The organism is Asaia astilbis JCM 15831, assembly GCF_000613845.1.
GTDB classification, from domain to species: Bacteria; Pseudomonadota; Alphaproteobacteria; order Acetobacterales; family Acetobacteraceae; genus Asaia; species Asaia astilbis.
Window position 1 is genome coordinate 1 of sequence record NZ_BAJT01000001.1, and the last position, 18724, is coordinate 18724.

The following is an 18724-nucleotide window of genomic DNA, read 5'->3' on the forward strand; positions in this document are numbered from 1 at the left end:
TCACTCCATATAGCGCTTAGTCAGAACTCGGCTACGCGCAAATACCCGCGTCTGCAGAAAAACTGTCCGTGCGCGCAGCGATACGCCCAGGCAGACTAAGACCGCCGTGAACACCTACCGCGGTATTCCAAGAAAAAGCGACAAGTCACCGTCAGACAATAAGATCGCAGATTTAGAGGCTTATGTTGGCTAGATCGGGATCACGACCCCGATACAAGCAAGACATGTCATTGCGCCTGTCTGGTCTGTCGAGTGTACCAAAAGCCCATAATCGACTGATAAAAAGAGCTTTTTGGGCCTCATGTAGGTCCAACCTCTTCTTGTGGAGGCGTTTGTCCAGCGATCCTGCCCTGCGTACAACAAGGCGTGCCCCTGTTTCGAAAGCCTTGGAAGTGCCGGGGGTGAAAGCAGGGAGACTGTGATGTCGAATGGGTATGATTTCGATCTGGTTGTGATCGGCAGCGGTCCTTCGGGGCGCCGTGCCGCCGTGCAGGCGTCGAAACTCGGTCGTTCTGTCATGGTGGTCGAACAGAAAGGCCGCGTTGGGGGCGTGTCTGTTCATAAAGGCACCATTCCGTCGAAGACACTGCGCGAGACGGTGCTCAATCTGACCGGCTGGCGTGAGCGTGGGTTCTATGGAGAGTCCTATCGCGCCAAATCCGAGATTACAGCGTATGACCTGCGCATGCGTCTCTCCAAGACGCTTGAGTTTGAGGTGGATGTTCTCGAGCACCAGTTCGTGCGCAATACGGTACGTGTGCAGCACGGTCAGGCACGTTTTCTCGATGCTCATCGGATCGAGATCCTGGCAGAGGACGGAACCGCAACCGTCGTCTCAGCCGCAAAAATTCTGATTGCCGTCGGCATACGACCGCATCGTCCCGATCATGTTCCTTTTGACGACAGCATCATCTTCGATAGCGATGCCATCGTTCATCTGGACACGTTGCCGCGCTCCCTGATCGTTGTTGGCGCAGGGGTGATCGGCATAGAATATGCGACGATCTTCAGCGCCTTGGATATCCGTGTCACGATTATCGATGCGCGCGAGGAGCTTCTTGAATTCGTCGATCGCGAGCTGATCGCCGAGCTCATGTACCATCTTCGCGAGCGTGGCGTGAGTTTTCGGATGGGAACGAAGCTAGAGTCGATCGAGATGGAGGGCGGTCAGCCAGTTGCCATTCTCGAAAGTGGACGCCGGGTTCGAGGAGATATGCTTCTGTATACGGGAGGGCGTTCAGGAGCGACCGATGCGCTCAATCTGTCAGCTTGCGGCCTTGAAGCTGACGAACGTGGACGTCTCTCGGTCAATCGCAAAACCTTCCAGACAAGTGTGCCGCATATCTACGCCACGGGCGATGTGATTGGTTTTCCGTCACTGGCATCGACGTCGATGGAACAGGGGAGACTAGCCGCGTGTCACGCCTTTGATTTTGAAATTGCGCATACGCCCCAGTATTTCCCGTATGGAATTTACGCTGTTCCGGAAATATCGACTGTCGGCATGAGCGAGGAAGAGGTTCGAAAAGCCGGCCTGGCCTATGAGTGCGGCATTGCCAGACTGCGCGAGACATCGCGGGGCAACATCATGGGGCTACGTGGTGGGATGCTCAAGATGATCATCTCGCTGGAAGACCGCAAGCTTCTGGGCGTGCATATCATCGGTGAAGGGGCGACCGAACTCATCCATATCGGGCAGGCGGTGCTCAATCTGGGGGGAACAGTCGATTATTTCATCGATGCCACCTTCAACTATCCTACCCTCGCCGAAGCTTACAAAATCGCGGCTCTCGATGCGTGGAACAGGATCACGCCCCGACAGGAAGGCTAGAAAAAATCCTCCCTGCGTCTCGTCGCGTGCAGGAGGATTTTCGGGTGAGGTAGATTGATGGAGGAGGGATCTGTTCAGGCCGTCAGGCCCTCGCCATGCACTGATCCATCAGAGGTGACGACAAGAAGATGATCGCCCACCCACTCAGCCAGAAACACGTCTTCTATATCGTGTAGATTCATCGCAGAGAGCTCTGCGGTCAGCCAGTCTTCATCGCGTTCGATGATCTTGAGTTCTTCTTCTAGAACATCACCGCGATGGATCAGGAAACGCGAGGGCTTCTTGGCTTCTTCCTTCATGATGACGCTGACATGACCCGTCGTTTCGACCTGAGCGAACTCGATATTGTCAAAGCTGAAGATGTTCTGCATGCGTAGAGCCGTTGCGACATCCTTGATGTCGATACGGTTTGAGTTTTCCTCGAAATTCTCGATCAGAAAGCGCCCCCCACGAATGATCGGAACGGGCTCACCGATTGTCCTTTTGCGCAGACCAGGAATTTTGCGTGAGAGCGCATTGAACAGCATCATGAGCGCAATGCACAGGATCAGAAGCGCGATGTAATGCAGGATGGGGAGCTTGTCGTTGTAGAGAATGCCTCCAACCACGCCGCCCAGAATGAAATTGCCCACCAGATCGACCGAGGTCATCATGGCAATCTGGTTGCGGCCGGTGACATTCAGATAGGAAATGATCAAAGCAAACCCGATGACGAGCTTTAAAATGACCCAAAGATAAAGGGTGATCACGCGAATCCGGTCCTTTCCGCTAGCGCCAGAATGACTTCAACAGTCCCGGCCAGACCGGGTTGCTCCCATCCCGTTACATTAAAAAATGAAATCAAAGGAACCTGACTCCCTGAAGTGTTTCAGGACAAAGCCCTGATTTCAAAAAATAACCCGGTCTCTTCATTCCGGCCCATCATGCAGGTTGCTGCAGCGCTGCGTTCAAGATGCTTGTTCCTGTTTTGTTCGTATGATACGGCCCCAATTGAAGGGAGGGCTCATCATGACAGACAGACAGGGCATGGCGATGCTGCGCGATACTGTGGCGCGCATCGAACGACGTTATCAGAAGAATGCTGCCGTGCTTTATCTCGAGACAGGGCTGCCCCCTGTGGACGAGGCGCTTAAAGGTGGGCTGCGCCGGGGTGTCGTGCATGAGTTTCTGGGTGAGGGGCATGACCGGCAGCTCTGTGCCCGCCCTACGCGGTTCATTGCCCACATACTGGCGCAGGCCGCAGGGCCTGTCGTCTGGGTGATGCCACAAGGAGAAGGGCTCGCTCTGGCGGGGCTGCGCCGGGCAGGCCTGTCTGCCGAACGACTTTTATGTATCGAGGCCGATCCATCCCGCCTGGCGGGGACCGTAGAAGATGTGCTGCACAGCAAACACGTGACGGCAGTGGTCGCCGATCTGACAGAGCCTTTGTCTCTCACGGCTTCGCGCCGGCTGACCCTGGCGGCCGAAGCCTCAGGGGTGACGTGTTTTTTGCTGCATCGTCATGAGCATTTCATCCCGCCCAGCGCCTGCTGGACACGCTGGCGTATCGGTGCGGCGCCTTCCGACCCGGTCAGGATCGGGAAGCGCGCCCTTTTGTCCTATCCCGAACCGTTCTCGCTGACCCTGATGCGCTGCCGTGGTGGCGAGGCTCTTTCCTGGAAGATCGGAACGGATCATGTCTCGTCGTCTTCTTTCCCTCTGGCTGCCGCAATGGCGTACAACGCTTTGGCAAAAGAGGCACCCGCAGGGAGACCCGGCCTTACCGTTGGTGCTGTACGGGCGTGAAGGACAGAGCCGGAAAATCGTGGCGGCCAATGAAGCGGCTTTGCGCAGAGGCGTGCAGCCAGGCCAGTTTCTGGCCATGGCGCGTAGCCTCGTGCCCGATCTGCAGGCTGAGGCCGTCTCGCCCGGGCAGGATCTCAAGGCTCTGCATAAACTGGCGGAGTGGTGCCGCTGCTTTTCGCCCCTCGTCGCGGTCGATCCGCCTGACGGACTCTGGGTGGATACAACCGGTTGTGCGCATCTTTTCGGCGACGAGCAGGCCATGCTCGAAGCGGTGAAAAACCGTCTGGCGGAGCGTGGTCATACCGTGCGTGCTGCGCTCGCCGAGACAGCCGGGGCAGCTCACGCTCTGGCGCGCTATGGCCAGAAGGCGCTGAACGTCGTGACTCAGGGCGAAACCGCGCAGGCATTGGCATTTTTGCCTGTTGAGGCTTTACGCCTCGATGCGGAAGAGCGTGACCGGCTGCGTACGCTTGGAATTACCCGCATTGCGGATCTCTGCGAGGTGCCCCGTGCGGCTTTGACGCGGCGCTTTGGTACGCAGCCTGCACGCCAGCTCGATTTTGCGCTGGGCAGACAGAAAGAGCCGCTTCGTTTCGAGCAGCCTGTGGTGGCGCTGCAGGTAACGCGTCACCTGGTCGAGCCGATCGGCACGGCGGAGAATATCGCTCATGTAATGCAGGTGCTGACAGAAGAGGCAGCGGCGCTGTTGCAGCAAAAAGGGTTGGGCGCACGTCGTGTCGATCTGTTCTGCCAGCGTGTGGATGAAGGGGTTCAGGCCATACGGATCGGTACGTCCGAACCGGTGAATGACCCTTCGCGTCTGCTTCTTCTGTTGCAGGAGCGTATTGAGACGATCGATCCAGGTTTCGGCATTGAAAGTATGAGCCTGCAGGTGGAGCTGGCCGAACGTCAGGCGTCCGCCATGGCAGGGGGCGATCTGGCAGGCCTGTCGCAGGAGGTCGGTAAGGAAGGGCTTGGCGTGCTGGCTGAGCGTCTGCGTAACAGACCGGGATTGCAGGGCGTTTATTATCTCGGTGAGACCCACGCGCCTTTTCCGGAAAGGGGACAGCAGCGCTTGGCCGTGCCGTCATCGCTGCGGGGCGTATCCCTCTGGCCGCGTCCGACGCGTCTCTTTGCGCCACCCCGTCCGATTGCTCTGCCGGAACTGGGTGAGGATGACAGTCCGCATCGGTTTGTCTGGCAGGGCAGGGCGCTATCGGTGTGCGGGGCGGACGGGCCGGAACGTCTGCATGGGGCATGGTGGCAGCAGGCCGATCAGGCCGGTGCAATCCGCGATTACTGGATTGTGGAAATCGAGAGTGGCGAGCGTTTCTGGCTGTTCCGTCAGGGGGATGGTGTGCATCGCTGGTCGGGTGATGGAGCGTGGTTCGTCCACGGGATGTTCTGATGGCGTGGGAAATACTGCCCCGTGATGAGACTCTGCGCCCTGCGGAACCTGACGACATCGCCGAGGCTCTGACCCATGCGCTGCGTTTCGACGGTCGCCGTCGCGTGCATGACGCTGATGAGTTGATGGCAGGTCTTGTGGCGGCCCGTCTGGTCGCGCATCTGGCGCGTTGCGGCTTCGTGCTGATGAAGCGCGCCGCTGTAGCGCCTCACGATACCAGCAACCACCGTCATCCACATGAGGAAGACAAGGCGTCGTGACCACGCCTTTGCATGTCACCTCCTATTATTCCTTCCTGCGTGGGGTGAGTGCCCCGCATGACCTATTTTCTGTCGCGCAGGCGCAGGGCCATACAGCTTTGGCCCTGACGGACCGGCATTCCGTGGCAGGCATGGTGCGGGCTCATGATGCGGCAAAACAGAGCGGGGTCAGGCTGATCCCCGGCTGTCGTCTGGACCTGACAGATGGAACCGTGGTGCTGGTTTATCCTATGGACCGTGCCGGCTGGGGGCAGCTGTGCCGGCTGTTGACGCTTGGTCATCGGCGCGGCGCACGTGAGGTCTTCTCTCTCACCTGGCAGGATCTGGAACAGGGCAGCGATCGGCTTGTCCATGTGCTGTTGCCGGAACAGGCAGATGAGAAGGCGTCTATGGCTTTGCATCATCTGGTGCGTCTGAAGCAGAGTACAAAAAGCTCTGTCTATTGCGGGTTGTCACGTCGCAGTCAGCCCGCCGATTTGCAACGTCTTTGTGCCATGCAGGATCGGGCGCGTGAGGCGGGTATCGACACGGTTGTGACAGGAGACGTGCTGTATCACGAGGCGCGCTGCCATGTGTTGCAGGATGTGGTGACGGCCATTCGCGAAAACTGCACGCTCGAAGCCCTTGGCGAGCGGCGTGAGGCGCATGAAGAGCGCGCTCTTAAAACGCCAGCCCAGCTGAAAGCGCAGTATGAGGCATTTCCCGAGGCTCTGGCGCGTATCGCCGAGATCGAAGCGCAGTGCCGCTTTTCGATGGACGATCTCTGTTATCAATATCCGCAGGAAACCGATCGGCCTGACGAAACACCCCAGCAGACGTTGACCCGTCTGGTGCAGGAAGCCCTGCCACGGCGCTATCCCGCCGGGGTGAAAGAGGCGGTCAGAAAACAGATCGCCCATGAACTCACTCTGGTCGGCTCACTGGACTACGCTCCCTATTTTCTGACCGTGCATAGTATCGTTCAGCGCGCGCGTGAGCTGGGCATTGTCTGTCAGGGACGTGGATCAGCGGCTAATTCGGCTATTTGCTATGTGCTGGGCATTACGGCAATCGATCCACTTCGTTCGGGGCTCTTGTTCGAGCGGTTTATTTCGGCAGAACGACGCGAACCGCCCGATATCGATGTCGATTTCGAAAGCGATCGGCGTGAGGAAATTATCCAGTGGATCTATCGTCGTTATGGGCGCGGCCATTCGGCTCTGTGCGCCACGCTGATGCGCTATCGCCCGAAAGGCGCCTTGCGTGAAGTCGGCAAGGTTCTGGGTCTTTCCGAAGACGTGCTGGGGCTGATTTCGAAATATCTGGCGTCGTCTCTGGGCGATCCTGTCCTGCTCAAGACGCGTGCGGCGGAGCTGAATCTGTCTCTGTCAGACCGGGCGCTGGCGCTCACCCTGCGTCTGGCGGGTGAGCTGGTAGGGATTCCCCGTCAGCTCGGCACGCATCCGGGTGGCTTCGTGCTGACGCGTGACCGTCTGGACGAGCTGGTGCCTATCCAGCCTGCGGCGATGGAAGACCGTCAGATCATCGTCTGGGACAAGGACGACATCGATATCCTGCGTTTCATGAAGGTGGATGTGTTGGGGCTGGGCATGCTCGGTTGTCTGCGTCGCGGCTTCGATATGCTCAAGGATTACCGTATCCGCCATCTTGAAATGAGTTCGGTGCCGCCCGAAGATCCCGCAACTTACGCTATGATCCGCCGAGCCGACACGCTGGGCACGTTCCAGATCGAGAGCCGCGCCCAGATGTCCATGCTGCCGCGCCTCAAACCCACAACATTTTACGATCTGGTGGTACAGGTGGCGATTGTCCGGCCCGGTCCTATTCAGGGCGATATGGTGCATCCCTATCTGCGCCGTCGCGAGGGGATCGAACAGGTCGAGTATCCGCAGCCGGCACTCAGGGAAATTCTTGGCAAGACGCTGGGCGTGCCGCTGTTTCAGGAGCAGGCCATGCAGGTGGCCATTAAATGCGCCGGGTTTACGCCCGGCGAGGCCGACCAGCTGCGACGCTCCATGGCGACGTTCAAGTTTACCGGTGGGGTCTCGCATTTTAAAACCAAGCTGATCGAAGGCATGGTCGCGAATAACTATCCCCGCGAGTTTGCCGAGCGCACGTTTCGTCAGCTGGAAGGCTTCGGCTCCTACGGCTTTCCGGAAAGTCATGCCGCAAGCTTTGCCCTGATCGCCTATGTCTCGAATTATCTGAAATGCCATCATCCCGATGTGTTCTGCGCGGCCTTACTTAATTCGCAGCCCATGGGGTTTTATGCCCCAGCGCAAATCGTGCGGGATGCGCGTGAGCATGACGTGGATGTGCGGGCTATCGACATCAACGCCTCACGCTGGGATTGCCATCTGGAGGCTGTTTCCGTCGCGCAAAGCCATGCCGTGCGTCTGGGGTTCCGCTTCGTCAAAGGTCTGTCCAACGATCATGCGGCCCGGCTGATTGCCAATCGCTTTCCCGCTTATGACTCACTCGACGATGTCTGGCATCGTGCGGATATTCCCGTCTCTGCGCTGGAAGCTCTCGCAGCTGCCGATGTCTTTCGCTCCCTCGGTCTCGATCGCCGTGCCGCGCTTTGGGCCATCAAGGGGCTGGCCGATACGGTGCTCCCGCTTTTTGCCGCGGCCGATCGCAAATTGAATCGTCCCGGTCCGGAAGTGATCGAACCCGATTATATGCCGCGCCCCATGAGCGAGGGCCGCGAAGTGGTTGAAGATTACAACACGCTCGGTCTTACCTTGCGTCAGCACCCGATGGCGTTTCTGCGTCCGCGTCTCGCACAGCGCGGTATGGTGACCTGCGCCGATCTACGGATAGTGCGAGATGGCAGCCGTGTTGTGGTGCCGGGTCTGGTGCTGATGCGTCAGCGCCCCGGCACGGCCCATGGCGTCATGTTCATGACGCTGGAAGACGAAACCGGCACGGCTAATATTATTATCTGGAAAGACCGCGCCGAAGCCCAGCGCCGCATTGTGATTGGCGTCAACGCCGTCGCCTGTCACGGTAGCTGCAACGCGAAGGCGAGGTAATCCATGTTGTGATGCAGCGTCTGGAAGACCTGACCCCTCTGATGCGTGACATTGCCGTATCAGAGGAAGAAGAGGGCACAGTCGCGCCAAGGCTCAAGGCGCGTGATTTCCATTGAAAGATAACAAATAGGCCAACTCCGAAACTTCCGGAGTTGGCTCGTGAGAGGGGCGGGTTGCTGTAAGATTACGCCAGAGCCGAGGCGACGCTTGCCGCGAGCCCCGTCGTAGGCCGCCCGATCAAGGCAGAGAGTTGATGACTGTCATCGAAAAGGGCGCCACGTGATGCAGCACTATCCCAGCTTGCGATGGCAGACGCCAACCCGTCAGGCAGGCCGAACTTGATGAGCGCCTGAGCATACTCGTTTGTGGGAAGATCGAGATAAGGAATTTTCTTGCCCGATTGCTGCGAGATCTCTGCCGCCAGTTCGGCCAATGTCCAGGCAGTATCCCCTGCGAGTTCGTATATTTTGCCGTCATGGCTGAAGTCTGTCGCTGTGATCGCCAGAGCTTCGGCATAGTCAGCGCGGGAAGCAGATGAAATCAGGCCATTACCGGCACTGCCGATAAAAGCACCTCCATCGAGAGCGGCCTTGACGGATGCGGTATAGTTTTCTGTGTACCAGCCGTTGCGCAAGATGGTGAAAGCCAGACCCGATGCCTTTAATGCGGCTTCGGTCGCACGGTGCTCATCAGCCAGTGAGAGTGCTGAAACATCAGCATGGAGCACACTCGTATAGATAATGCGTTTCACATTGGCGGATTGCGCCGCAGTGATCACGTTGCGATGCTGGGTAACGCGCTGGCCAATTTCGCTCGAGGAAATCAGGATTAGGGTATCGACCCCGGTCAATCCGGGAATAAGCGTTTCGATTTTGTTATAATCGAAGCGTCGTGTCTCACCCTTGTTCAAAGACGCCGCTGTCGGTGTTCGCATGAGAGCAACGATCGGCTCTGCGTTTTTCTGTTCCGATAGTCTGTTGAGCACAAGCTGGCCGAGCTGACCGCTCGCCCCGGTAATCGCAATTGTCATTTTCGCCTCATTCCGGCTGTGATTGTCACGCACCAGACTTAGGACTGTTGCTTATTTTTCGTAAGTACGTACAAACATGTAAGTATAGAAAATCATTCGAAAGAGGCCCGAGAGCCGCTCTCTGTCCAGCTTCGTCGCGGTGATCTGCTGATTGCTCAATGCCCCTCTCGTGAGGTGCTGAAGCATATCACGAGCCGCTGGGGGGTGCTGGTCCTGATCGTGTTGCAAGACGGGACGCGTCGTTTCAGTGAATTGCGTCGTCAGATTGGTGGCGTCAGTGAACGTATGCTTGCTCAGACACTGCAATGGCTCGAAGGAGACGGCCTGGTGAGTCGCGTGGCACTCAATGTCGTGCCGCCCCATGTCGAATACAGTCTCACGCCGCTCGGGCAGGAAGCCGCCGGAAAAGTCTCTGAACTTGCGGACTGGATCGAGACAAGATTGCCTGAAGTTCTGGCCTTTCGACGAGGAGAAACTCATCTTTAAAGGATTTATCGCCCCGATTAAGCTAGGGCTCCGTACCTGCAAAGTCGTTCCTGTTCAGATGCTCTGACGAAAATACGTCTACCATTGCCAAAATTCTGGGTCAGACTTTCGCATGAGGACATTGTCGCATTACGCGCCTTCTTCCTGTTTTTATCGCTCGTTTTGTGTTGATAACCGCCTTTATGGCGCACCATAGAGATCGTCGAACAGGTGTTTGGCGACGTGTGGTGAACCATCTCTCTTGATCGGTTCTTGATCGTGAAGCTGGGCAATGGAGCCCCCGAAGTCACTCCCCTCAGACGGGACCGTTTAAAAATATCAAATGCTCATGTCGATAATCGATGATTAAATCGAAATGGCTCAAAATATTGGCGCCCAGAGCACCGTAGATGGGCCGATCCATATACTGACCGATGCCATCACCGCTAAAATTCCTGTCTCGGCGTTCGGTGAACCAGACGGATTTCACGATGTAAGGACCAAACTCGATTGTGGGGACTTCAATCAGGCGGGTGTGCATAAGACCGTCCCCATCTGAAATAATGTGCCATTGAGGATGTTTTGCATGCCATGCATTCAATGTGCTGGTGGTGATGTATGAAGTCGTTCCTTGTCCCTTTACTTGCTGTGCACCGGTTGCCGCGTGTCCGGCTGGGGTCTGCATCGCGGTTGCTCCCGTATCCAGCAACATGGCTATGTTTTGGCCATCAATTTTCATGTCGACGCTCGGGAAAGATGCAGAATGATTTCCATGTGCATCTTTTGGAAAACCAAGAGGAATGAACGGCTTTGCCACAGGCGGCGTCCAGCCGATGTTTTCAATCGACAGACGATGTTCGGGATAGTTGAAGTGCCAGGCGTCGAATTGAGACATGTAGCCTGCGCCCATAATCCCATCCGCCGTAAACCAACTTTCTTTGAGAGACACGATTAACGCCATGGCCCCACAAGGAGTAGGGGAGGGGGTGTGAGGTAATCCTGCTGATGGACTGAAAGCAGGCCAATGGGAGATCCGGGCACCGATTTGAAAGCTGTCGCACGGAACAGGGGAGGTGTTGATTTTTGGAAGCGCCTCCGGCGTGATCATCATCAAACCCCGAGCACCGCCACCGCCTGTATCGACCAGAAAGCGAAGGGTGCGACCCTCGATCGTCTGAGGGACAGCAAAGAAATGACCTGCCTCATAGGTCGTGGGAATGATGGTTTCAGACGCTACTGCAGACTCCAGAAAAACTAGAGTAAAGACGCTGAAAACAGCAAAAGGAAGAATCTTTGGCATCTGTTTTCAACTCACTCGGGTGATGGATGGGATAATGACGTGATGAGAAAAGAGATTTCCATTTTAGGCAACTGAAAAACGATTTGTTCTATGCCGCGGGAATAGGTCCATACCGCATGAGGTCACGTATTTTCGTAAACTATGTCGAGCGGAATTGCTTTGTCAGACCTGCATGGAGAAAAATCATGACCTTTTGCGTTGCATCCTTTTGATCATCGGCGATCAGTCTGCGTGTATCGTTTCGATAAAATAACTGATCACCTGCGGGAAAACGGATGCATGATCGCAAGGGATGCGTAATGATCCGGGTTATGCGTCCTTTCTTTATATTCCTGCCGTTTATGTTTCCCGCTCTTGCCATGGCGGGCCCCGTGCTCAGCCCTGCCGAGATTGTGGCTCAGGCGCCGGAGGGGGCGTGGCGGAGTGTCGCGTCCGATCGGCTGCTCGTGATGCGTCTCGGTAATGGCGCGCGTGTCGTCATCGAGCTCGCACCTGAGTTTTCCCCTGTTCATGTGGCCAATGTCGTTCGTCTTGCGCGTGCTCATGCATGGGACGACGGCGCGATTATCCGCGTGCAGGATAATTACGTTGTGCAGTGGCGGGTCAAAGACGAGGCAGCGCCTTTACCTTCGGGTTTTGTGAGCAACCCTCCCGCCGAATATGAACGCCCTCTTTCCGGCCTCGATTACAGACCCTTCGGTTATCCCGATCCTTATGCACCCAAGGTTGGAATTGCCGCGGGGTGGCCTGTCGGTAGCGATGGCACGAAAATCTGGCCCGCGCAGTGCTTCGGCACCGTCGGGGTAGGGCGGGACATGCCGCCGGATACGGGGGATGGGCGCGAGCTTTATGTGGTCAATGGAGAAGCGCCAAGGCAGCTCGATCGCAATCTTGCTGTCGTCGGGCGTGTCCTTGTGGGGATGGAATCTCTGGGTGCGCTCCAACGGGGAGCCGGTGCACTCGGATTTTACGCCGATGCTCATCAGAATGTGGCGATCCGGAGCGTGACGCTGGCTGCCGATCTGCCGCAGGCCGTACGGCCGAAAATACAGGTGATGCGCACAGACAGCCCTGCTTTTGAAGCCTATCTCGCAGCCCGAGCTGCGCGGCATGATCGGTTTTTCGTACGACCGGCGCAGGGCGTCGCTCTTTGCAATGCGCCGATACCCTCTCGGGAGACACGTTGAAAGAGCCGACGACTATCCTCAGAGACCCGCTCGCGTATGGCATCGGCGGGTAAGGAAGGGGGTGCGTATTTTCTTCACCTGGATCGGCGTTCTCGACCAGAAAGGCATCCCGCGCCTTTACTCTCAGAGGGTGATGGTTCCGGAAATGCGGGTGACGACATCTCCCCCAATCCAGATGTCGTCACCGCTCTTTCCTACGAAAACGCGGCCTAAGCGGCCCAAAGCTGTGCCCTGACTGGCGATATACTGCTCCGGGGCAACGCCGATTTCGATCAGCCATTGCGCGATGCTGGCATTCAGGCTTCCGGTCACGGGGTCTTCGCAGCCCTGACCTTCTCCCATGAACGCGCGTATTTCGAACTGGGCCTCGGTACCATCCCGTGCCGGATCCCAAGGCCCGACGACACCCACGCCATATCCTCTCAAGGCCTGCCAATTCGGCTGGATGGCGAGCACATCCTTCCGACTGCGCACTCTCAGAACGACCCAGCCCGGGCCATTATCGGCCCATTGGGCGTCCAGAATATCCCGTGATGTCAGCTGGAGGCCCTTCAGGATGGAAGACAGGTCGCTCTCCTCCACAGGCCCCGTGCGACGCCGGGGTGGCGCAGCAAATGACAATCTCCCTTTGTCATCGCGCACGGAGACAAGACCGACACCGCATTCCTGCTGGATCAGATCGGATTTCGGCTTTCCTCCCATTGAAAGCCAGACATGCGCCGTCCCGAGCGTCGGATGCCCGGCAAAGGGCAGCTCCGTGTGCGGTGTGAAAATCCTCACGCGATAATCGGCATCGGGATGCACCGGATCGAGGAGGAATGTGGTCTCGCTGAGGTTGGTCCAGTTCGCGATCTCGCTCATCTGGGTGTCGGACAAGCCATCCGCGCCGACAACGACGGCAAGAGGATTTCCTTTGAAAGACTGGGCAGCAAAGACATCAACCAGTCGAAATGCGCGTGTCATTGTGAATGCTCCTGTGTTGTCGGGCCGACCCAAGGGTCGAATGAGATCATCATGCGTGTCAGGTCTGAATTGTGAAAGCTGGCAACCGCCCGGGCGACACTCTCGTGACGACAGGCGGAGTGCTCGATCGCTCTCTGGATCGGGACGGAGATACCGTCCATCCCGCCGCAAACCTTCAGAGCCGCTCTGTCGATGCGTTGCAGGAGGAGGCGCGCTTTGGCTGGATCACGCAGATCCTCCGAGGTGTAGGAGAGACTGCTCTGGTTGATCTCTTCTTCCTCTACGCTTTGAGCTGCTGCGGGCTGGAGAAGAGCAGCCAGAACGATCAGGCTGATCAGCGTGACGCCCCGGGCAGTCGGTCCTTTGAGCAGTGTCATGCTTTTTCGCGTCTGAAAGACGTCCGAACATGGATATTTCATGTCCATTCTTGATTGCTTCACGAGAATGCCTCATTGTCATAGTACAATATAGTGCGAATCGATTCGATTGTTCTATGGTGTCGAGGCGCAATGGAGAGTTCAATCACTATATTGAACTATAACAATTCCACTTTGGGAGATGGTCATGTGGCAGCCTGAGCTTCAATCCGGTCCTTTACCGCTCTATGAGCGGCTGGTGCTCGCCTTGGCCCATGATATCCATACGGGTTTACTGGCTGCGGGTACGAAGTTGCCTCCCCAGCGCGACCTGGCCTTTCGGCTTGGTATCAGTGTCGGCAGCGTGACCCGTGCTTACGTCGAGGCGGAGAGGCGCGGGCTTCTAACCGCGCATGTCGGGCGTGGCTCTTTTGTGCGGGGGGCGTCCTCTGTTCTTCAGGACATTCCGGCAGCCGAGCAGGGTGCAGGGCTTGAGCCACGGCGCGATGGCATGATCGATCTGCGATGCAACACACCGCCGCCCATTTCTCTGGCGACTGATCTCAACACCACATTGACCACGCTGATGGCGCAAGGCGCGCTCGATCCTGCCGTGCATTATGTCGAGGGCACCGGCCTGACGCATGTCCGCCAAGCTGCGGCCCAATGGATCGCGCGCCATTACGGTCTGGAATGCGAGGCAGGCAATCTGATCCAGTGCAATGGCGGTCAGCATGGGATCGCCCTGGTGTTCTCGTCATTCTGTGCGCCAGGCGATACGATCCTGTGTGAGTCCTCAACGTTTTACGGTGCCCGTATGGCAGCCGAGCATTTGAGCCTGAAAATGCGGGGGCTTCCGATGGATGATGAGGGACTTTTGCCGGAGGCGGTCGATCGTGCTGCGGCCGAAACTGGCAGCCGCCTACTTTTCTTGCTGCCGACCCTCCATAATCCGACGACCCGGACAATGTCGGCCCGACGTCGACAGGAGATTGCAGAGGTGGCGCGGGCGCGCGATCTACTGATTCTGGAAGACGACGCCTACTACGCCTATTCCGAGCGTCCAAAACAGATTGCTTCTTACGCGCCGGAGCGGACTTTTTATCTTGCCAGCCTGTCGAAAGGGATCTGCCCGGGGCTTCGTCTGGCTTTTCTAGTGACACCTTCCGGTGTGCCGCGCGAACGTTTGATGCGGGGCATCCGGGCTTTGGGATATTGTCCCCCGGCACTCGGCGCGCTGGTCTTTGGGCATTGGGCTGAGACCGGAAAGATCGACACGATTGCACAGCATATCCGGAGAGAGGCAACGCGCCGATGGGATCTGATGCGTTCTGTTCTGGGCGATTTCGTTGCCAGCCCCGGGGGAGTGCTCTCCCCTCATGCCTGGGTGCCTCTCTCGGCTCTGGATGCTGAGAGGATGACGGCACGTCTGCTTCGTTCAGGCGTTGAAATCATGCCCCCTGAGGCGGCAGCGGTCTCTTCGAGCGCGGATTCAGGCCTGCGGCTCTGTCTCGGTGCCCCGGCAACTCTGGAAGACCTGGCTCGCGCCATGAAGGTGGTGCTGAGCGTAATCGCAGGGCAGGGCTGCACCGATCAGGATGGTCTTATCTGAGGTCTTCTCTTGTTTTGAGAGAAGGGCGCTGCAGGTCGTGATCGGTGTCAGGTGTCGTCGCGTTTGCGAGGGAGTCTTTCAGGCTCCGGAAGTATTTCTGGAGCCGGTTCAGCGTCTGCCTTTTAGGCGAAAGAAGGAATTGGGCGCGCACGGTGCACCTGTTCGAACGGCACCATCTGGTTTGTATCTTCGTCCCACAAGGTGTGACGGAACAACTCCTGGAAGGCCTCGCGCATGCTGAGTATCTTCACGTCGTGGAAAATGCGATGCGCATCATGACATTCGGCTAGGCGGTAATTGGGGATACCCGGTGCTGCATGATGGATATGATGCATGCCGATGCTCCCTGAGAACCAGTCGAGCCAGCGAGGGAGGCGCAGGAACGAGCAGCCGGTGAGGGCCGCATCGAATGTGTTCCAGTTCTTGTCGGACTCCCAATGGACGCCTTCGAATTTGTGCTGAACTAGGAACATGGCAACGCCGATGACGGCAGCCGGATAAACAACACCGAGTGTGACCCAGATCATCGTCGAGAGGCCGAAGAAATAGGCCAGAGAACCGTAAATCAGAAGCAGGCAGAGATTGGTCGCATGAACACCGAAGCGCTCGGTTTTGCAGGCGCGGGGAGTGTCGAAAGGAACACGGTAGACAAGGAAGAAGATCACGAGTGGCATGATCAGAATCGCGATGACCGGATTCTTGGAAAGGCGGTAGAGAAGACGCTCTTTCCCTGACATCGCGTAGTATTCCTTGACTGTCGTGCAGTCTGAATAAACGTCAGAAAGGCGGCCGCGACTTTCGATATTGTTCCACCCACCATGATGCAGCGCGTGATGCATGCGCCAGTGATCGAAGGGGGTGAAGGTCAGCAGAGAGCTGATCCGCCCGAAAAACCGGTTGGCCCATGCAGGACGAAACATGGCGTTGTGGCCGTAATCATGCTGCAGCGTGAAGGTACGGATCACAAGCCGCTCGCGAGCGGCATCAGAATCAGCGGGAGATACGTGCCATAGGCGATGCCGATATAGATGGCGGCATAGCAGGCAATCACCCCACCAATGGTCGTCACGGACTGGAACAGACTGATGAAATGGTCGGGGGATTGATAGCTCTTGACCGAGCGGATCTCTTCCGCACGACCAGGCATGGCTGTCGGATCGGGGGCAGTCGAATAGGACATGATGCTCTGCGACGATATGTTTTTTCGGGAGATTTCTCGAGACAGCTGTTTGTGTATCACACGTTAGTGAGGCAACAAGCCTTAAATCCGGAAAAAGAGACTGATTCAGTCCAGTTTGAATAGGCGCCACCAATCTCCACTTACGCTCTATGACAACAGAAGGAGTGCGACGCGACGCTCGTGCAGCATTTGCCTCGATGTCCTGTCTGAGTGGTAGTCACGCTCACCTGTCCGCTGATCGGCTGCGCTATTTTTTCAAATATGAAGCGCATCGAATATTGTGGATGGTCTTTATAAAATGATATTTTTTTACAAAATAAATACAATTTGTCATCTCTAATAATTCAAATGAAGTTTTCATTACGATAATATTTATCAGTCGAAAGAAGAAAATTTATTTGTCTTGGTCGTATGAATTAATACGGGAGCCCCGATTCGTGACAAGGATCCTCTCTCAGGATCAGCCTTGCTTTCCCTAGGGTTCGCGCGGCTTGATGGAAGCCTGACGTGGAAAACCGATCGGCCCTACATGCTTTGCGTGGTCTGAACGAAAGCTGCTAGTGTAAGAAAGACGGTGTCCCGCAAGGGTGAAAAGGGAAGCAGGTACGTGCCTCGTGGCGCCAGTCCTGCGCTGCCCCCGCAACTGTAGGTGATGTGATGGCCCTGCCATGATCCCACTGGAGGATTTCTTCCGGGAAGGGGGTGTGGGTCTCGGGAAACCGGCATCATGAGCCAGGAGACCTGCCGTCAGATCGCTGATTTCATGGACCGGCGGGGTGCCCGGATCGTGGCAGACCGCATTCGCTGGAATGCGGCAGGCTGACGTGCGTGCGCGACAGCAATCATTCCTGCGCCCTGGTGCCGGCCCTGTTAGGGGCTGAGCGGAAAGCCCAGATTTCATGACAGCCGACCCTAAACCCGTCCTTCATATCTGTCAGACCTGCGCGTCAGGGGGGGAGGCATTGCACGAGATGCTCGCACAGATGGCAGACCCCGATCAGGTGAGCGTTCAGGGCGTCCGTTGTCTGGCCGCCTGTGCTCAGGGTTGCACCGCGACCCTCTCCATGCCGGGTAAGTGGTCCTGGCTTCTCGGCCGCCTTACCCCCGATCTTGCCTCCGATCTGCTGGTTTACGCCCAGGCCTATGGCCGCTCTGCTTCGGGGACGGTCATGCCTTCAAAACGTCCCGAGAGCCTGCGCGAGATCATTCTTGGACGGTTTCCCGCCCAAAGCTCTGTCTAAATCATCCTGCCAAAGCCGCGTCCTCGCACTTACTGAAAGCGTCTCATGAGCAAAATTCCTGTCACGATTATCACCGGCTTCCTTGGCGCCGGGAAAACGACCCTGCTGCGTCATCTGATCGAGAACTCGAACGGGCGCCGCATTGCGATCGTCGTCAATGAATTCGGATCGCTCGGGATCGATGGCGCAACCCTGCGCGGGTGCAGCATCCCGAACTGCCCTGAAGAAGATATCGTCGAACTCACCAATGGGTGTCTCTGCTGCACGGTGGCCGATGATTTCATCCCGACCATGGAGGCGCTGCTCGACCGGCCCCAGCCGCCCGAGCATATCGTGATCGAGACGTCGGGCCTTGCTTTGCCCAAGCCCTTGCTCAAGGCGTTTGGCTGGCCGAGTGTTCGCACGCGCATGACCGTCGATGGCGTCATTACCGTTGTTGACGGTCCGGCTGTCGCCGATGGCCGCTTTGCCGATGATCCTGACGCCGTGGCGAAGCAGCGTGAAGAGGATGAATCGCTCGATCACGACAACCCGCTGGAGGAGGTCTATGAGGACCAGCTCGATTCCGCCGATCTGGTCGTGCTGAACAAGAGCGATCTTCTGGACGAGGCAGCCCTTGCTCAGGTTGAGGAAGCGCTGTCGGCGCGCGCGCGACGCGTGCGCGTGATCCGCGCCCGTGAGGGGAAAGTCGATCCGGCTGTGTTGCTCGGTCTTTCTGCAGCTGCCGAGGACGATCTGGCAGGACGGCCGTCTCACCATGACGGTGCTGATGAGCATGAGCATGATGACTTCACGAGCTTTGTGCTGACCTTGCCCGAGCAGGAGAGTGTTGACGTCTTCATCTCGCGGCTGGGTCGTGTGGCGGTCGCCCATGACGTGCTGCGGATGAAGGGCTACGTGCCGGTTGCAGGTAAATCTCTGCGCCTTGGGGTGCAGGCCGTTGGCAGTCGTATCCGTCACGCTTTCGAGGCAGGTGATGATGCACCGAAGGGCGAGGGCAGGCTGGTGGTGATCGGGCTGCATGGGCTCGATCCGGCCGCAGTGCAGCGTAGCTTCGACGAAGGCTGAGTC

At 57.3% G+C, this 18724-nt stretch carries 16 protein-coding genes, 1 pseudogene and 1 riboswitch; of the genes and pseudogenes, 10 read left to right on the forward strand and 7 right to left on the reverse strand.

Annotated elements, in window-relative coordinates; all coding sequences use genetic code 11:
* Positions 1–421: 421 nt before the first annotated feature.
* Entirely contained in the window at positions 422–1831 is a 1410-nt protein-coding gene (sthA, locus tag JCM15831_RS00005) for a Si-specific NAD(P)(+) transhydrogenase (RefSeq protein WP_025821789.1), read from the forward strand.
* A 74-nt stretch (positions 1832–1905) separates the two neighbouring features.
* Here sthA and JCM15831_RS00010 read toward each other — a convergent pair whose 3' ends face one another.
* Positions 1906–2580 (reverse strand): DUF421 domain-containing protein, encoded by a 675-nt coding sequence (locus JCM15831_RS00010; RefSeq protein WP_025821791.1) that lies wholly within the window; start codon positions 2578–2580, stop codon positions 1906–1908.
* A 259-nt stretch (positions 2581–2839) separates the two neighbouring features.
* On the opposite strand from JCM15831_RS00010, the gene JCM15831_RS19755 reads away from it, so the two are divergent.
* From JCM15831_RS19755 to JCM15831_RS15330, 4 genes and pseudogenes are all read left to right on the forward strand, one after another.
* Positions 2840–3616, forward strand: a complete 777-nt coding sequence (locus JCM15831_RS19755; protein ID WP_051528215.1) for an ImuA family protein — start codon at positions 2840–2842, stop codon at positions 3614–3616.
* Positions 3507–5024 (forward strand): DUF6504 family protein, encoded by a 1518-nt coding sequence (locus tag JCM15831_RS00020; RefSeq protein ID WP_025821794.1) that lies wholly within the window; start codon positions 3507–3509, stop codon positions 5022–5024. The genes JCM15831_RS19755 and JCM15831_RS00020 overlap by 110 nt, the downstream gene beginning before the upstream one ends.
* A complete protein-coding gene (locus tag JCM15831_RS00025) occupies positions 5024–5284 on the forward strand; it encodes a hypothetical protein (RefSeq protein WP_025821795.1) in 261 nt (86 codons plus the stop codon). Before JCM15831_RS00020 ends, JCM15831_RS00025 begins: the two co-directional genes overlap by 1 nt.
* A pseudogene (locus tag JCM15831_RS15330) lies at positions 5281–8435 on the forward strand (error-prone DNA polymerase). The gene JCM15831_RS00025 and the pseudogene JCM15831_RS15330 overlap by 4 nt, the downstream one beginning before the upstream one ends.
* Before the next feature lie 68 nt (positions 8436–8503).
* Here JCM15831_RS15330 and JCM15831_RS00035 read toward each other — a convergent pair.
* On the reverse strand, positions 8504–9349 hold the full coding sequence (locus tag JCM15831_RS00035) for an SDR family oxidoreductase (RefSeq protein WP_025821796.1): 846 nt from the start codon (positions 9347–9349) through the stop codon (positions 8504–8506).
* A gap of 174 nt (positions 9350–9523) precedes the next feature.
* Here JCM15831_RS00035 and JCM15831_RS15335 point away from each other — a divergent pair, with 174 nt between their 5' ends.
* Positions 9524–9835 (forward strand): winged helix-turn-helix transcriptional regulator, encoded by a 312-nt coding sequence (locus tag JCM15831_RS15335; RefSeq protein WP_025821798.1) that lies wholly within the window; start codon positions 9524–9526, stop codon positions 9833–9835.
* 295 nt (positions 9836–10130) lie between these two features.
* On the opposite strand, the gene JCM15831_RS00050 is transcribed toward JCM15831_RS15335, so the two are convergent.
* On the reverse strand, positions 10131–11114 hold the full coding sequence (locus tag JCM15831_RS00050; protein WP_025821800.1) for a hypothetical protein: 984 nt from the start codon (positions 11112–11114) through the stop codon (positions 10131–10133).
* Between the two features lie 311 nt (positions 11115–11425).
* Between JCM15831_RS00050 and JCM15831_RS00060 the strand changes: the two genes are divergently transcribed.
* The gene (locus JCM15831_RS00060) at positions 11426–12301 is read left to right on the forward strand and encodes a peptidylprolyl isomerase (protein WP_232227900.1); all 876 of its coding nucleotides are present in this window, start codon (positions 11426–11428) and stop codon (positions 12299–12301) included.
* A 123-nt stretch (positions 12302–12424) separates the two neighbouring features.
* Here JCM15831_RS00060 and JCM15831_RS00065 read toward each other — a convergent pair whose 3' ends face one another.
* On the reverse strand, positions 12425–13264 hold the full coding sequence (locus tag JCM15831_RS00065; RefSeq protein ID WP_025821804.1) for a PhzF family phenazine biosynthesis protein: 840 nt from the start codon (positions 13262–13264) through the stop codon (positions 12425–12427).
* Entirely contained in the window at positions 13261–13641 is a 381-nt protein-coding gene (locus tag JCM15831_RS00070) for a UrcA family protein (RefSeq protein ID WP_198024203.1), read from the reverse strand. Before JCM15831_RS00070 ends, JCM15831_RS00065 begins: the two co-directional genes overlap by 4 nt.
* 187 nt (positions 13642–13828) lie before the next feature.
* On the opposite strand from JCM15831_RS00070, the gene JCM15831_RS00075 reads away from it, so the two are divergent.
* Entirely contained in the window at positions 13829–15232 is a 1404-nt protein-coding gene (locus JCM15831_RS00075; RefSeq protein WP_051528217.1) for an aminotransferase-like domain-containing protein, read from the forward strand.
* A 122-nt stretch (positions 15233–15354) separates the two neighbouring features.
* On the opposite strand, the gene JCM15831_RS00080 is transcribed toward JCM15831_RS00075, so the two are convergent.
* Both JCM15831_RS00080 and JCM15831_RS00085 read right to left on the reverse strand, forming a co-directional pair.
* A complete protein-coding gene (locus tag JCM15831_RS00080; RefSeq protein WP_025821809.1) occupies positions 15355–16197 on the reverse strand; it encodes a fatty acid desaturase family protein in 843 nt (280 codons plus the stop codon).
* A complete protein-coding gene (locus JCM15831_RS00085; protein WP_025821811.1) occupies positions 16194–16412 on the reverse strand; it encodes a hypothetical protein in 219 nt (72 codons plus the stop codon). The genes JCM15831_RS00080 and JCM15831_RS00085 overlap by 4 nt, the downstream gene beginning before the upstream one ends.
* A 555-nt stretch (positions 16413–16967) precedes the next feature.
* Positions 16968–17175: riboswitch (cobalamin riboswitch) on the forward strand.
* 136 nt (positions 17176–17311) lie between these two features.
* Between JCM15831_RS00085 and JCM15831_RS00095 the strand changes: the two genes are divergently transcribed.
* Positions 17312–17653: a DUF1636 family protein gene (locus tag JCM15831_RS00095; RefSeq protein ID WP_025821814.1), complete on the forward strand. Its 342-nt coding sequence runs from the start codon at positions 17312–17314 to the stop codon at positions 17651–17653.
* A gap of 45 nt (positions 17654–17698) precedes the next feature.
* Complete coding sequence (gene cobW, locus JCM15831_RS00100) at positions 17699–18721, forward strand: cobalamin biosynthesis protein CobW (protein WP_025821816.1); 1023 nt, start codon at positions 17699–17701, stop codon at positions 18719–18721.
* Positions 18722–18724 lie beyond the last annotated feature (3 nt).

Coding starts and splice junctions, on each gene's coding strand:
- cobW (WP_025821816.1), top strand. CDS start 17,699: ATGAGCAAAATTCCTGTCACGATTATCACCGGCTTCCTTGGCGCCGGG.
- JCM15831_RS00075 (WP_051528217.1), top strand. CDS start 13,829: ATGTGGCAGCCTGAGCTTCAATCCGGTCCTTTACCGCTCTATGAGCGG.
- JCM15831_RS00095 (WP_025821814.1), top strand. CDS start 17,312: ATGACAGCCGACCCTAAACCCGTCCTTCATATCTGTCAGACCTGCGCG.
- JCM15831_RS00060 (WP_232227900.1), top strand. CDS start 11,426: ATGCGTCCTTTCTTTATATTCCTGCCGTTTATGTTTCCCGCTCTTGCC.
- JCM15831_RS00035 (WP_025821796.1), bottom strand. CDS start 9,349: ATGACAATTGCGATTACCGGGGCGAGCGGTCAGCTCGGCCAGCTTGTG.
- JCM15831_RS19755 (WP_051528215.1), top strand. CDS start 2,840: ATGACAGACAGACAGGGCATGGCGATGCTGCGCGATACTGTGGCGCGC.
- JCM15831_RS00020 (WP_025821794.1), top strand. CDS start 3,507: ATGTCTCGTCGTCTTCTTTCCCTCTGGCTGCCGCAATGGCGTACAACG.
- JCM15831_RS00050 (WP_025821800.1), bottom strand. CDS start 11,114: ATGCCAAAGATTCTTCCTTTTGCTGTTTTCAGCGTCTTTACTCTAGTT.
- JCM15831_RS00070 (WP_198024203.1), bottom strand. CDS start 13,641: ATGACACTGCTCAAAGGACCGACTGCCCGGGGCGTCACGCTGATCAGC.
- JCM15831_RS00065 (WP_025821804.1), bottom strand. CDS start 13,264: ATGACACGCGCATTTCGACTGGTTGATGTCTTTGCTGCCCAGTCTTTC.
- sthA (WP_025821789.1), top strand. CDS start 422: ATGTCGAATGGGTATGATTTCGATCTGGTTGTGATCGGCAGCGGTCCT.
- JCM15831_RS00085 (WP_025821811.1), bottom strand. CDS start 16,412: ATGTCCTATTCGACTGCCCCCGATCCGACAGCCATGCCTGGTCGTGCG.
- JCM15831_RS00025 (WP_025821795.1), top strand. CDS start 5,024: ATGGCGTGGGAAATACTGCCCCGTGATGAGACTCTGCGCCCTGCGGAA.